Raw genomic sequence first — 14,388 nt, forward strand, 5'->3', positions numbered from 1 at the left:
GTGCCACGGGGCGCCCGGGGACCCTCGCGGGGGCCCGCCACGACCGGGTGAGACCGCGGGTGAGAAGCGGCCGTTTCGGCTCAACGCCCGTCAACTCCCCCACGGCGCAACCGATAGGAGGACGAGCACCGGCGCCCCGGCCGGAGCTCTGCGGACCGGAAGGACACCACCGTGGCTCCCCCGAGCACCGTCCTTGTGCTGACCCCCTGGACAGCCGGCTTTTATCACGGCTCGATCATCGCGGGCGTCGCGCGTGACGCGGCTGCCCACGACGATCGCCTGATCGTGGTGCAGACGCTCGACGCGGGCAGCATCACGGAGACGTCGGTGGACCCGCCCCCCTTCCACAGCCACGTCGGGATGGACGCCGCGCGAGGTGTGATCGCGATCTCCACCGCGACCCGCCGCCACCACATGGAGGCGGTGCTCGCCGCGGGCAAGCCGCTCGTCCTCGCGAGCAACCGCTTCAACGGCCTCGACGCGCCCGCCGCCATGCCCGACAACGAGGGCGGCATCGTCGCGGCCGTCGAGCACCTCATCGGCCACGGGCACACCCGCATCGGCTTCGGCGGCAACCTCGGCCAGTCGGACATCCGCGAGCGCTACGCGGCGTACCACGACGCGCTGCTGGCGCACGGGATCACCCCCGACCCCAGCCACTACTACCCGGCGAGCGACAACGTGGAGCGCGGCGGGGCCGAGATCGCCCAGGGGCTCGTGCGACAGCAGCCGCAGGAGCGCCCCACCGCGATCGTCGTGGCGACCGACCGCAATGCCATGGGCCTGCTGCCCCTGCTGCCGCCCGCCGGCATCGCCGTGCCGTCGGACCTCGCGGTGATCGGCTTCGACAACGCGGCGGGCTCCGCCTACACGACGCCTCCGCTGTCCAGCGTGAGCCAGCGCTTCGACCGGCTCGGCATGCGCGCGGGCGCGCTGATGCGCGGCCTGCTGACCGGCGAGGCCCCTGAGCCCGACTCGGTCGAGCCCGCGCACCTCGCCCTGCGCTCCTCCTGCGGCTGCGAGCCGCTGCTCGCCGGGGCCACGCGCGAGGCCACGGCCGCGGACATCGAGGGCGCCCTGCTCGAGCGGATCGACGCGGCGCTGCGCGACTGGTTCGTCGTCCTGCCCGACGAGCAGGCCGTGCCCGCGGCCCACGAGGCGCTTGTCGCCTGCGTGCGGGAGGTCGTGGCCTCGGGGCGCGCGCCCGCGTCCGAGGGCCTGCAGGGAATCCTCGACCCGCTCATCCGGGACATCACCGTCCCCGCGGTGCTGCAGAACATCGACACGGCGATCTCCCAGTTCGTGCGGGAGACAGCCGCGTCCGTCGACGCGGACCCCGCGTTGGAGGCGCTGCTGGTCTCCGTCGGGGCGCGCGCGTCAGCGGTGCTGTGGCACCGGCAGTCCGGGATGTACCTGGACCGCTCCCACGACTTGCAGGACTCCCTGCACGAGCAGTACGGCGTCGGGGTGGAGCTGCTCGGGCACGGCACGTCCGACCCGCGGCGGCTGAGCTGGCTGGCCGGATCGCACCTGCGCGCGGCCATCCTCGGCACCTGGCGCAACCGCGAGACGATGGACGAGCTGGTCATCGAGGGCGTGCACGACCCGCAGGGGCTCCTGGGCGACCTCCAGGGCAGCGTCGTGCCGGTTCAGTCCTTCCCGCCGCAGGAGTTCGTCGCCGCGTCCGACCCCGCCTCGAACCTCGTCGTGTTCGTCGTGCCGGTGCGCACCGCCGAGGACGACTGGGGCTGGTTCGCGGTCATCGGGCCGGTGGACACCGTGTCCGAGCGGCAGACGTACAACCACTGGGCGGCGCTGCTGTGCGCGGCGTTCTCCCAGGAGTCCCTCGCCGAGACGGTGCGCAGCGGCGAGGAGCGCTACGGCCTGCTGGCCCGCGCCATGAACGAGGGCCTGTGGGAGTGGCAGCACGCCGGTGGCGGCATCACGATGACCGGCCGGTGCCGCTCCCTGCTGGGGCTGTCCCCCGATGACGAGCTGGACTGGCGCGTCGGCGTCCACGACGACGACCTCGCGGAGCTCACCCGGGAGGTCCAGGCCGTCATCACGGGGCAGAAGAGCCTCGCGGAGGTGGAGCTGCGCTACCGCGGGCCCCAGGAGGACGAGTACCGGTGGCTGTTGGTGCGGACGATGCCGCTCAGCGATCGTGCCGTCGGCGCCCAGCGGCTCCTCGGCTCCGTGAGCGACATCGACCACCGCAAGCGGCTCGAGGAGAAGCTGCGGCGCAACGCGCTCTACGACGCCGCCACCGGGCTGCCGAACCGGCGGTTGTTCCTCGAGCGGCTCGAGCGCAGCGTCGCCCGCTGGCAGGAGAACCGCACCCCGTTCGCCGTGGTGTTCCTCGACCTGGACCGCTTCAAGGTCGTCAACGACTCGTTGGGCCACCAGGCCGGGGACCGGCTGCTGCAGGTGGTCAGCGACCGGCTGCGCACAGTGCTGCGCGGGCAGGACACCGCCGCCCGGTTCGGCGGCGACGAGTTCGCGGTGCTGCTCGACGGCGCCAACCCCGACACGGTGCCCACGATCGTGCGCCGCATCCAGGACAGCCTCGCGCGGCCCGTGGAGATCGAGGGGCACGCCCTGTGGGTCACCGCGAGCCTGGGCATCGCGTCCTCCGCCGTGGACTACCACAACGCCGACGACGTGCTGCGGGACGCCGACACCGCGATGTACCACGCGAAGTCGCATGAGCCGGGCACGCAGTCGTACTTCGACGAGACGATGCACGCCGAGGCCCTGCACCACGTCCGCCTGCAGGGCGCCGTGCAGGACGGCCTCGACCTGGGCCAGTTCGAGGTCTACTACCAGCCGATCGTGCTGCTCGACGAGGGCCCGCTCGAGCGCTTCGAGGCGCTCGTGCGCTGGAACCACCCCGAGCGCGGCGTCCTGCTGCCCGGGGAGTTCCTGCCCCTCATGGAGGAGACCGGGCTCGTGGTGCGCCTCGGCCGCCAGGTCATCGAGGACGTGTGCCGGCAGATCTCCGCGTGGCGCGCCGTCTACGACAGGCCCGTGAACGTGAGCGTCAACCTGTCCGACCGGGAGTTCTGGCACGCCGGGCTCGTCGACCACGTCCGCTCCAACCTGGCCAAGAACGGGCTCGACGCGTGCTGCCTGACGTTGGAGGTCACCGAGGGCGTCATCATGCGGCGGCCCGAGCTCGCGCAGCAGCTCATGTCCCGGATGCGCGCCGCGGGGCTGCGGCTGCACATCGACGACTTCGGCGCCGGGCACTCGTCGCTGCAGACCCTGCACCGGTACCCGGTGGAGGCGCTCAAGATCGACAGGTCGTTCGTGCAGGAGCTCGCCGCCGGGGGCCAGAACCGCGAGCTCGTGCGGGCCATCGTCGCGATGGGCACGGCGCTGGGCCTGGAGGTCATCGCGGAGGGCATCGAGACGCCTGAGCAGCTCGCGGTGCTGCGCGAGGTCGGCTGCGGCGTCGGGCAGGGGTACCTCTTCGACCGGGCGGTGACCGGCAGCCGGGCGGCGGAACTGCTGGGGCACTCGTTCGAGGCGCTGGCGCGGACGCTGCCGACAGCAGCCCCCGCCGTTCATCCCGGGGCTGACGGGCTCTGACGGGACGCGCGTCGCTCTCGGGCCAGCCCGGGCGCGGCGCGCGTCGTCACATGGGGCGCGGCGCGCGTCGTCAGATGCGCATGCGCTCGCGGCGCTGGGCTCCCTGGGTCTGCAGCACATGCCGGAAGAGCGCGTCGGTCTGGCGGCTGGTCAGCCCCAGGAACCGGCAGCCGTAGTGCGTGCCGGTGCGGGACTGCTGCGCGCGCACCACGACCGCCTCGATGAGGATCGGCTCGGGGAGCTCCTCGTAGAGGAAGCGGATGCGCTGGCCGGGCTGGAGGCTGGCCTGCGACAGGATCCGCATGCCGTGGGCGCTGATGTCGAGCATCGTGAACGCGAGGTTGCCCTCGTAGGCCACGGGCTCCTCCGCCGGCTCGGCCGGGGCGTCGGACGTGTCCGGCTCTGCGTCGGCCGCCGGCTCGGCGGGGGCGGCCGGCGCCGGCTCGGCGGCTGCGGCGCGCGGGGCGCCCTGCGGGTCGGTCCATCGGGCGATCGCGGTGCCCGTGCACGCCACATGCGTGCTGACACGCACCACCTCGCGCTTCTGCAGGGTGGAGACCAGTGCGACGTCGGCGATGTCCATGCCGTCCGCGCCCACCCGGGACAGGTACCCGGCGTAGAGGCACTCGCCGCGCACCTCGTCGAGGACCTCGACGGTGACGTCGACCCCCGGCTCGAGCCCGCGCGGGGGGACCTCCACGCCGATCATCATCATGTCGCCGTCGAAGACGCGCACGAAGCCCGCCACGGCGGCGCCGCCGTCGGCATGGACCGTGCAGGTGGCCAGCTCGTGCATGGCGGCCCCGTCCGTGATGCTGCGCGCGCACATGGCTCACGCAGGGGCGATAGGAGATCCCGAGGCTACCGGGCGCCGGTGTCCGCGCCCCGCACCCCAGGCGGGTGAAACCGACGCGCCGAGGCCCGCTGCCCCCAGAGGGCCGCCGCACGCCGTACCCTCGGTCGACCGTTCCCTTGTGATCCGTCCTGATCCGTCCCGTGAGGTCCAGGTGCCGTCCCCCCGCCGCCGGTGGCCGCTGACCCGTTATTTCGCCGTGGTCAGCATCGTCGCCATGCTCGTGCTCGGCTGCGCCCTCATCCTGACCACGGGAACGGTGCTGCGGCAGCAGGCGCTGCGCGAGGGCGCGGCGGCCGCGCAGTCCGTGGCCCAGTACGCCGGGGCGTCCCTCCCGCAGGACGCCTACACGCTGGGCCTGCTGGAGCCGGCGCAGCGCGAGCTCGTCGCGGAGTCCGTCACCGGGTTCTCCGACCGCCTCGTCGGCCTGCGGCTGTGGACCCGCGACGGTGGCGTGCTGTACGACTCCGACGCCGCCGCCACCGGCTTCCCCGACTGGGAGCGCCTCGACACGGCGCTGCGGGGCACGCCGGACGCGCGCGTCATCACCGAGGTGCACGGCGACTCGCTGGGCGGCACGGAGCGCAGGGTGCTGAACGTGTACGTGCCCACCCGCGTCGAGGGCACGGTGGTGGGCGCCGCCGAGGTGCGGCTCGACTACACCGGCACGGCGCAGGCGCTCGCCTCGGCGAGCAGGCTGGTCACGGGTGTGGTGGTGGGCGGCCTCGGACTGCTGTGGATCCTGCTGTTCCGGACGGTGCGCACCACGTCCCGGCGCCTGCAGTCCACCGCGCTCGACAACGCCCGGCTCGCGCTGCTCGACTCGCTCACCGGGCTGCCGAACCGGCGGATGCTCGCCGACCGGCTGCACCGCTCGATCGAGAAGGCCAACGCCGACGGCACCCGCGTGGGCCTGGTGCTGCTGGACGTCGACAGGTTCAAGGACATCAACGACTCGCTGGGCCACGACCGGGGCGACGAGCTGCTCGAGCAGGTCGCCAGCCGCCTGCGCGAGTGCCTGCGCGACGACGACCTGGTGGCCCGGCTCGGCGGCGACGAGTTCGCGGTGCTGCTGCCCGGGGTGCGCTCGCCCGCCGACGCCGAGCAGCTCGCGCACCGGGTGCGCGGGGTGTTCGCGACGCCGTTCCCGCTCGGCGACCTGCCCCTGCACGTGGACACGTCGATCGGCGTCGCGGTGCTGCCCGACCACGCCCAAGACGGCACCACGCTGATGCGGATGGCCGACGTCGCGATGTACACCGCCAAGACGCACCGGCTGGGCGTCGCGTTGTACTCCCCCGACGAGGACGACTCCTCCCCCGCGCGGCTCGTGCTGCTCGGCGACCTGCACCGTGCCCTCGCCGCCAGCGCCGAGCTGGAGATGCACTACCAGCCGAAGATCGACCTGGTCACCGGGGAGACCGTGGGCTTGGAGGCGCTGATGCGCTGGCGGCATCCGACCCGCGGGCTGCTGCCGCCCGACTTGTTCGTCCCCCTCGCCGAGCAGTCGGGGCTCATCCACGACCTCACCAGGTTCGCCCTGCGCGCCTCCGTGCGGCAGATCGCGCGGTGGCGGGCCCACGGCGTGTGCCTGCCGGTGGCCGTCAACCTGTCCGCGCACGACCTCACCGAGGTGACGGTGGTGGAGCTCATCGAGTCGCTGCTCGAGGAGCACTCGGTGCCGCCAGAGCTGCTCGAGGTGGAGATCACGGAGACGGCGCTCGTCGCGGACCCGTCCCGCGTGGTGCCGGTGCTGCGGCGCCTCGCCGACGTGGGGGTGCGGGTCGCGATCGACGACTTCGGCATCGGCAACACATCCATCTCCCAGCTCCTGGACCTGCCGGTGGCGGTGCTGAAGATCGACAGGCTCTTCGTCACCGACCTGGTGGCCGGCGAGGGCTCCGCACTGGTGGTCAAGGCGATGGTCGACCTAGCGCACTCGTTCGGGCTGTCCGTGGTGGCCGAGGGCGTCGAGGACGCGGAGACCGCCGACCTGCTCCGCGGGCTGCAGGTCGACCAGGCGCAGGGGTTCTGGTACTCCGCCGCGCGGCCCCCGAGCGAGCTCGCGGCCGACGGCCGACTGGCCCCCACAATTTCCGGACGAATATGACGGCGGCCCTCAAGTCGCCTGAATGACGTGCCGATCACCCGAATACCGACACACCACCCACGAAGGGTTCTCAGATGGACGAGCTCCTCCAGGAGATGATCGACCCGGTCCCGCCACAGCAGGACGTCGCCCGACGCCGCCGCCTGGTGACGACCGTCGCGATCCTCACCCTGGCCGGCACCGGGATCGCGGCGATGGCCACTGCCGCGGTCTTCACCGACAACAGCAGCGTGAACAGCGGCGAGATCACCACGGGCACCGTGGACCTCGCGACGGGCGACCTCACGTTCACCGTGCCGAGCGAGGGCCTGGCCCCCGGCGACGTGCTGGTGGCGCCGCTCACCGTCACCAACTCGGGGACGCTCGCGTACCGCTACGCGGTCAGCTACATCGCCGAGGACACCACCGATGCCGACGGCGGCACGGCGCCGCTGACGGAGTGGCTGCAGTTGCGCGTGTACGCGCTCGACACGTGCACCCGGTCGGCCACGGACTCGATGGGCGCCGAGCTCATCGGCGCCGCGGGCTCCCAGGTGGGCAGCGGCCCGCTCAGCACCGCCGTCGAGCCGGTGGCCCTGGTGGGCGACGTGGCGACCGGCCAGCAGCCCGGCGACCGGGTGCTGATCGCCGCCGACGCCTCCGAGCAGCTCTGCGTGCGCGTGGACCTGCCGATCGACACGCCGAACGAGGCGCAGGCCACGTCGGCGAACCTCACGCTGCGCCTGGACGCGGAGCAGACGACCAACAACCCGTGAGCAGGCAGCAGCACGCATGATCCAGATCGAGCTCGCTCGGCGCGAGGCCCGGCGCAGGCACGTGGAGCCCGAGCCCACGGACCTGCCCGAGTACCTGGCGCTCGCCGCGCGCACCGGGCCGCCGGGTGGGGAGTCCACCCGGTGGTCCGGCGGCGCGGCCGACGCGCGCTGGTCGGCCGCGCGGGCGGATGCGGCGGCCCGGGCTGCGGGCGCCACCCCCACGGCGCGCTGGCGGCGGGTCGTCACGGGCGTGCTGTGGGGGGTCGTCGTGCTGTTCTCGACGGCTTACGCGACGTCGCTGGCGGTGCCGCTGTGGTTCGAGCTGCACCATCAGCAGGTGCTCGTGGTGACATCGGGGTCGATGTCGGGGGGCCAGTCCGGCGGGTTCGACGCGGGCGACGCGGTGGTGATGCGCCGGCTCACCGACCCGTCGCAGCTCAAGGTGGGGCAGGTCGTGTCGTTCTGGCCGCAGGGCTCCGACCACCTCGTCACGCACCGCATCGTCTCGATGCACTACCTGCCGGTGATGCGCCAGGACGAGGCGACCGGGCAGATGGTCACGACGTACGACCAGGCGACGGGCGAGCCGGTGCTCCGGCCGTACATCATGACGAAGGGCGACGCGAACGCCGAGCCCGACCCGGACGCGACGCCGTTCTCCCGGGTGCGGGGCGTGGTGCTGGACGTCTACCCCCGCTGGGGGTGGGTGCTCGAGTGGGCGCGCTCGGCCACGGGGAGGCTGACGATGCTCACCCCGCCCCTGCTCGCGCTGGCCACGATGGAGCTGATGTCCGTGCTGCGCGAACGGGCCCTCACCCGCGGGCTCGCCGACGCCGGCGACGCGCGCCGCGGCCGCCCGACTGAGGAGGACGACCGTGACCTGCTCCTCGACTGACCTGCGGCGCGGCGGGCGGCGGCGCGGCGGGCGAGGGCGGGCGGCCCGGCTCGTGGCGGCTGGCGCGCTCGCCGTGGCGGCGTTGGCGGCCCCGCTGGTCATCGACTCCACGTCGGCGGTGTTCATCGACGACGAGTCGGCGTCCGCGTCGTTCTCCACCGCGCCCGACTTCTCCGCGCCCCGAGGCGCCCAGCCCGGAGCGGGTCCCGACGCCCCGGCCACCGCCCCGACTCCGACCCCCACGCCCACGGGGGCGAGCACGGGCGCGGGCCCGGGCTCCGGGGCGGACTCACCGCCCGGGAACTGGCCGGCGCCCACGCCGGACGCCACCGAGGGCGGCCGCCCCCGGCGCTAAGCCCGTGCCGCGCGCCCGCTCAGTCGACGGCCGACCAGCACGGATCGTCGAGGTCCAACGCCTTGTAGCCCTGCCGCACCTCGGCGGAGCCCACGACGATCTCCCACGGCCCCGTCGCGGCCGGCAGCCGGGCGAATGCGAGCGCGTCGTTCACGTCGAAGATGACGTCCGCCACCCGGGTCCGCTCGGCCGCCGGGGCGGCGCTGAAGTGGGCGATCATCGCGAACGACGTCGCGAGGTCCACCACGACCACCTGCACGTCGGTGCGGATGGTCGGTCGGGCCCGCGGCGTGTCCTCATCCGTGAAGACGGCGTCGAGGCTCTCGGCGAGCATCTCCCGGGTGCCCAGGCTCAGCGGCGCCGGGATGTCCCAGCGCAGCGATGGTCGATATCTCGCGCCCGCATGATCTGTCACCTTAGGCCCCCTTTGCCCCCTGAAACCGTGTCAGCAGTGTGGCAGGACCGGAGGCCGGTGCGAAGACCTCGAACCGTCACATTCACCCGTGCGGGTGGCTCACCCCATCCCCGTCCCGCGGGCGGCCTGCGCAGTCGCGCGCGCCCGAGCGCCGTCGCGGGCGGAGACTGGGGAGACGAGGTCCCGCCCGACCGGCGTGAGAACTGGTCCGGCGACTGGGACAGGGCTCTTGGCGACGGGGCGGTGCTCATGGCAGAGGTGATGGTGGCCGTCGTCGACGGCCCGTACACGTTCGACGCCCACACAGTCCTCGGCGTGATCCGCGAGGCGTGGCCGGAAGCCGTCTGGACCCCCACCCCCGTCGGAACGGTGGACCCGTCGCTGGGCCAGGCCGAGATCGGCGGGGACGACGGCGAGCCGCCGCTGGTGGTGGACATCCTGGCCGGGGGCGAGGCGATCAGCATGGACGGCGGCGTCGAGCGGATCGCGGAGCTGGTCTCCCGGCTCACCGCGATGCCCGGCTTCCCCGACGACGAGACGGTGGTGCTGACCGACTGGTCGGAGGACCTGTACCCGCTGGCGCCCCACACCTCGCCGCAGACGCTCCGGTTGGCGGCCACCGACGTGGAGTGACGCGTCCGGCGCGGCCCGCCCGCCCGGCCTGTGCCGGTCATGACGGCGTCGCGGCCGGTTGCTGGGACTTCGCCGCGTGCGGCGAGAGGTCCTTGAGGGTGAGCGGGTGCGCGGGCTGCGGTGGCAGCGGCGCGCTGCTGTGGACGGCCAGGTCCTCGCCGACGTGCAGCAGCTCGCCGGCGCCCATCAGACGCCAGCCCGGGTCGGAGTCCATCGGCTGCGTGGCGACGATCACCGAGGGGCGCTCGCTCGTCGCCTCGCTGTGCACGCTGATCCGATGCGTGCGGGCCTCGAGGCGCGCGGAGCCCTCTGTGCCTCCCGCGCCGCGTTCCAGCACGTAGAGCGGGTGGGTCTCGGGGTAGCGCAGCGCCCACAGCTCGGTGGCGGTGGTGAGCACGATGTTGGCCGCGTACACCGGGATGCTCTGGGCGATCCAGGTCAGCGCGGCGACGATGGCGGCGCCCACGTCTCCCCCGTTGCGACGCGCCTCGGCGGTGATCAGCGCGAACAGTCGCTCGCTGTCGGTCTGCCCGCGCACCAGGCTGGTGGCGCCGAGCTCGCCGAGCCGGGCGTCGAGCACGTCGAGGCCCTCGAGCACCCCGTTGTGCGCCAGCAGCCGCTGGTCCTGCTCGAAGGGGTGGGTGTTGACGAGGGCGTTCTCGCCGGTGCTCGCGTAGCGCACGTGCGCCACGAACGTGCGGCTCTCGAGGTCGCGGGCCTCCGTGGCGAACTGCCGATCCTCGTAGGCCGCCAACGGCTGCTTGTCGACGATGGCCCGGCCATCGGCGCCGAACACCCCCACACCGGTGCCGTCGGGCTCCTTGCGGCTCTGCTGCGACAGGCTCTCAGGTGCGCTGAGCAGCCAGAACGTCGCGTGCGCCGGCTCCTTGCCCGTGTGCATGCCGAACAGTCGACACATGTCATCCCCCCGCTCAGGGCAGGCACGCTGGACGCCGCTGCCCTCCCCCAGTGCAGCAAGTCCCGGGCCGTCGCGCGAGCGGGACGGCCCGGGACCCCGCGGCGCGCCCGGACGGGGGTCCCGGGCGCGCCGCGTCACACAGCGGTCAGGCGCTGGCCGTGGCGGCGTGGCGCGGCTCGGCGTCGGCCGAGGCGGGCTCGCGCAGCAGGTACGGCACCAGGCCCGCGATCACGGAGCAGACCGCCAGGACCATGAAGGCCGGCGCGTACGAGCCGTCGAACGCGTCGGTCAGGGTCCCGACCAGCGTGCCCTGGAAGATGCCGCCGACGAACGCGCCGATGTTGATGACCGCGAAGGCCGAGGCGATGATCCGCATCGGGATCAGGCGGTACGGCAGCGTCAGCATGCTCGTGAAGGCGAACATCAGGCTGGCGGTCGTCAGGTACAGCGCCGCGAGCTTGAGCGGCAGGTTGGGCGCGTAGATCAGGCCCACGATGAACACCGCGGAGAGCACCGAGTTGACGAGCATGAACAGCTTCTCGCGGCCGGCGAAGCGCTTGGTGACGAGCGTCCCGGCGACGGCGACGGCCACGGCCATGACGACCGAGTTGCCGATCATCATCCCGTTGATGACCGTCGGGGTGTCCCAGGCGCCGTCGCGGAGCGTGCCGAAGACCGACGGCATCCAGTTGATCGTGGCGACCGCGACCAGGTTGTTGAAGAGCAGCGCGAGCGCGAGCACGATCGTGTTCCGGTTCTTCCACGCCTCGGTGATCTTGACCTTCGGCGCGTTGCGCTTGGCCTCGGCCTCCTCGGCGGTGAGCACCGGCTCGGGCACGAAGAAGTACGTGAGCAGGAACGCGGCGAAGAACAGCCCGCCGAGGACGTAGTAGGCGACGCGCCAGTTCGACTGCACGAAGTACGCGCCCAGGGTGTAGGCGAGCACGCCGCCGATGCCGGCCGTCGCGACGACCTTCGACTGGATGTCACCGCGGATGGCGGCGGGGAAGTTCGTGGCGATGATCTTGGGCGAGCCGTTGGTGTACCCGGCCTGGCCGAACCCGACGAGCAGGCGCATCAGCACGATGAGCAGGAAGCCGGACACCGAGCCGAACAGCACCGAGCCGACGGTGAGGATGGCCAGGGACGTCAGCACGAACTTGCGGTAGCCGAAGCGGTCGATGATCCAGCCGCCGGGCAGCGTCACCGCGATGAAGCTGACGTAGAAGATGCTCATGATCAGGCCGGTCTGGCTCGCCGTGAGGCTGAAGTCGTCGGCGATGGCCGTGACCGACAGGCCGATCAGGGACTTGTCCATGTTGGCGAACGACCCGATGAACAGCAGGGTCATGAAGACCCGCAGCTGGGCCGGGGAGAGGTTCTTCATCGTGCTTCTTCCTGAGTGTCGTCGAGCAGGTCGAGGACGATCTGGACGTGCGTGCCGACGCCGACCGGCAGGCAGTCCTCGACGATGTCGAACTTGGGATGGTGGTTCTGGAACGGCAGGCCGTCCTGCGCGGTCCCCGCGCCGAGGAACAGGAACGCCCCCGGGACCCGCTGGGTGTAGGCGGAGAAGTCCTCGCTGGCGGAGGTGCCGGGGCCCTCGGACGCCGCGTCGCCCGCGATCTTGCGGGCTGCGGCGAGGGCGACGGCGGCCATCTCCGGGTCGTTGTCCACGACCGCGTAGCCGCGCACCCAGTCGATGTCGTAGGCAGCGCCATAGGCGTCGCAGACGCCCTGGACGATCTCCTCGCAGCGCCGGGCCACCGTGGCCCGGTCGTCGGCGTCGGTGGTGCGCACCGAGACGCCCAGCCGCGCGGTGTCGGGGATGACGTTCGGGGCGTCGCCGGCCTGGAGCATGCCCACGGAGACGACGGCCATGTGGGTCGGGTCGATCGACCTGGAGGTCACGGTGTTGAGGGCCAGGACGACCTGGGAGGCCACGAGGATGGGGTCGATGCCCTTCTGCGGCATCGAGCCGTGCGAGCCCTGGCCCTTGATGGTGAGCCAGAAGCCGTCGGCGCTGGTCGAGGCGGGGCCGGTGGGCACGATCACGCTGCCCACCGGCTGGTTCATCACGTGCAGGCCGAAGATCGCGTCCACGTCGACGAGCACGCCGTCCTCGGCGAGCTCGAGGGCGCCGCCCGGGGGCTGCTCCTCGGCGTGCTGGAAGATGAACTTCACGGCGCCGGACAGGCGCTCGCGCAGGCCCACGAGCACCTGGGCGGCGCCCAGCAGCATCGCGGTGTGCGCGTCGTGGCCGCAGGCGTGCATGACGCCGGGGACGGTGGAGGCGAACTCGACGCCCGTCTCCTCGGTGAGCGGGAGGGCGTCCATGTCGGCGCGCAGGGCCACGGTCTTGCCGGGGCGGGCGCCGCGGAGCACGGCGACGACGGAGGTCTCGGTGGGGCGGGTGACCTCGAGGCCGCCGAAGCCGTCGAGCGTCGCGGCCACGAAGTCCGCCGTCTGGTGCTCCTGGTAGGAGAGCTCGGGGTGTGCGTGCAAGTGGCGCCGCCAGGCGACCACCTGCTCTGTGGGGATGTCGAACTGTGCGGCCAAGACGACCTCTCTTGGACTCGGGACGGCTCCGCGCTGCGGGGTCGTGTGGGTGGGCGTGACGTCCGCGACGCCACCTGGATCGTTCTAGTAGATCGATCTAGTAGACCGATCTAGTCGCGTAGGGTAGACCCCTGTGCTGAGTGCTCCGCACCACGGGCCCCGACGGGCGCGGCAGCGGCCCGGCGGCCCGCCCGACGACGAGAGGTGAGAGATGACCCGACGCCCCACGATGAACGACATCGCGCTCGACGCCGGCGTCAGCCGCGCCACCGTCTCCCTCGTCGTGCGCGACAGCGACCAGATCCCCGAGTCCACCAAGCAGCGCGTGCGCGCGTCGATGGAACGCCTCGGCTACGTCTACAACCGAGTCGCCGGCACCATGCGCGGCGGCGGCTCGCGCAACCTCGGGCTGCTCCTGACCAACATCCAGAACCCGTACCTCGCCGAGGTCTCCATGGCCGTCGAGGCCGCCGCGCAGGAGTCCGAGTACACCCTGCTGCAGGGGTACAGCCTGGGCGACGTCGAGCGCGAGCGCCGACTCGTGCGCAGCATGGTCGAGAACCAAGTCGCCGGGCTCATCGTCATGGGCGCCGTGGAGTCCGACGGCTCCGCGTTCGACGGCCTCGGCGGGCCCCGCGCCGTCCCCCTCGTGACGATCCTGCGGCCCATCGACTCGGTGGCGGCCGATCACGTGGGCATCGACGACAGGCGCGCGGGCCGGCTCCTCGGCGCGCACCTCGCAGCCCTCGGCGCCCGGACCGTGGCCGTGCTCGGCGGCTTCGAGGGCGCGCGCATGCTCGAGGCGCGGCTCGGGGGCCTGCGCGAAGGCCTCGCCGGGTCCCCCGCGCGGATCCCCACGTCGATGGTGGTGACCGACGACGGGCACGGGAACTACAGCTCCGAGACGGGCGCGCACCTCGTCGCGGAGCTGCTCGAGCGCGGCTCCTGCCCCGACGCGATCGTGACCTACACCGACGCCTACGCCCTCGGCGTGCACCAGGGCCTACGCCAGCACGGCATCGAGCCCGGCGCCGACGTGGCGCTGGCGTCCTTCGACAACATCCCCACCGCCGCGCAGATCCACCCGACGCTCACCTCCGTCGACTCCGCCCCCCACCTGTTGGGCGCCGAGGCCTTCCGGCTGCTGACCAGCCGAATCGCGGAGCCCGGCGGAGTGGCCGAGTCTGTGGTGGTGGAGCCGCACCTCGTCATCCGGCAGTCCACCGCGCTCTGGGCGCCGCCGACGCCCGCCTGAGGCCCGCACTCCGGCCCTCGCACGGGAAGCGGCGCCCATCGCGAGCCC

The 14,388-nt window shown here is 72.8% G+C and carries 12 protein-coding genes; 7 read left to right on the top strand and 5 right to left on the bottom strand.

Going from position 1 to position 14,388, the window contains the following annotated elements:
* The first annotated feature begins 171 nt into the window (after positions 1 to 171).
* Entirely contained in the window at positions 172 to 3,591 is a 3,420-nt protein-coding gene (locus tag QUV83_RS08765) for an EAL domain-containing protein (protein WP_289563938.1), read from the top strand.
* Positions 3,592 to 3,661: 70 nt separating this feature from the next.
* On the opposite strand, the gene QUV83_RS08770 is transcribed toward QUV83_RS08765, so the two are convergent.
* A complete protein-coding gene (locus tag QUV83_RS08770) occupies positions 3,662 to 4,387 on the bottom strand; it encodes a PilZ domain-containing protein (protein ID WP_289563939.1) in 726 nt (241 codons plus the stop codon).
* A gap of 178 nt (positions 4,388 to 4,565) precedes the next feature.
* Between QUV83_RS08770 and QUV83_RS08775 the strand changes: the two genes are divergently transcribed.
* From QUV83_RS08775 to QUV83_RS08790, 4 genes are all read left to right on the top strand, one after another.
* Entirely contained in the window at positions 4,566 to 6,554 is a 1,989-nt protein-coding gene (locus tag QUV83_RS08775; RefSeq protein ID WP_289563941.1) for a putative bifunctional diguanylate cyclase/phosphodiesterase, read from the top strand.
* A 74-nt stretch (positions 6,555 to 6,628) separates the two neighbouring features.
* Entirely contained in the window at positions 6,629 to 7,309 is a 681-nt protein-coding gene (locus QUV83_RS08780) for a TasA family protein (RefSeq protein WP_289563942.1), read from the top strand.
* A gap of 16 nt (positions 7,310 to 7,325) precedes the next feature.
* Positions 7,326 to 8,204 carry a signal peptidase I gene (locus QUV83_RS08785; RefSeq protein WP_289563943.1) on the top strand — a complete coding sequence of 293 codons (879 nt, stop codon included), beginning with the start codon at positions 7,326 to 7,328 and terminating at the stop codon, positions 8,202 to 8,204.
* Positions 8,185 to 8,559 (top strand): hypothetical protein, encoded by a 375-nt coding sequence (locus tag QUV83_RS08790; protein ID WP_289563944.1) that lies wholly within the window; start codon positions 8,185 to 8,187, stop codon positions 8,557 to 8,559. The genes QUV83_RS08785 and QUV83_RS08790 overlap by 20 nt, the downstream gene beginning before the upstream one ends.
* Positions 8,560 to 8,578: 19 nt before the next feature.
* Here QUV83_RS08790 and QUV83_RS08795 read toward each other — a convergent pair whose 3' ends face one another.
* A complete protein-coding gene (locus QUV83_RS08795) occupies positions 8,579 to 8,974 on the bottom strand; it encodes a hypothetical protein (RefSeq protein WP_289563945.1) in 396 nt (131 codons plus the stop codon).
* A 249-nt stretch (positions 8,975 to 9,223) separates the two neighbouring features.
* Between QUV83_RS08795 and QUV83_RS08800 the strand changes: the two genes are divergently transcribed.
* Positions 9,224 to 9,607 (top strand): hypothetical protein, encoded by a 384-nt coding sequence (locus QUV83_RS08800; protein WP_289563946.1) that lies wholly within the window; start codon positions 9,224 to 9,226, stop codon positions 9,605 to 9,607.
* A gap of 37 nt (positions 9,608 to 9,644) precedes the next feature.
* On the opposite strand, the gene QUV83_RS08805 is transcribed toward QUV83_RS08800, so the two are convergent.
* The 3 genes from QUV83_RS08805 to QUV83_RS08815 form a co-directional block, all read right to left on the bottom strand.
* Entirely contained in the window at positions 9,645 to 10,526 is an 882-nt protein-coding gene (locus QUV83_RS08805) for a class II glutamine amidotransferase (RefSeq protein WP_289563948.1), read from the bottom strand.
* Positions 10,527 to 10,671: 145 nt separating this feature from the next.
* Positions 10,672 to 11,913: an MFS transporter gene (locus tag QUV83_RS08810; protein ID WP_289563950.1), complete on the bottom strand. Its 1,242-nt coding sequence runs from the start codon at positions 11,911 to 11,913 to the stop codon at positions 10,672 to 10,674.
* Entirely contained in the window at positions 11,910 to 13,085 is a 1,176-nt protein-coding gene (locus QUV83_RS08815; protein ID WP_289563952.1) for a M20 metallopeptidase family protein, read from the bottom strand. The genes QUV83_RS08810 and QUV83_RS08815 overlap by 4 nt, the downstream gene beginning before the upstream one ends.
* Positions 13,086 to 13,296: 211 nt before the next feature.
* Between QUV83_RS08815 and QUV83_RS08820 the strand changes: the two genes are divergently transcribed.
* A complete protein-coding gene (locus QUV83_RS08820; protein WP_289563953.1) occupies positions 13,297 to 14,340 on the top strand; it encodes a LacI family DNA-binding transcriptional regulator in 1,044 nt (347 codons plus the stop codon).
* The last annotated feature ends 48 nt before the right edge of the window (positions 14,341 to 14,388 follow it).

The sequence above is a fragment of the Cellulomonas cellasea genome, assembly GCF_030372105.1.
In the GTDB taxonomy this organism is placed as follows: Bacteria; Actinomycetota; Actinomycetes; order Actinomycetales; family Cellulomonadaceae; genus Cellulomonas_A; species Cellulomonas_A cellasea_A.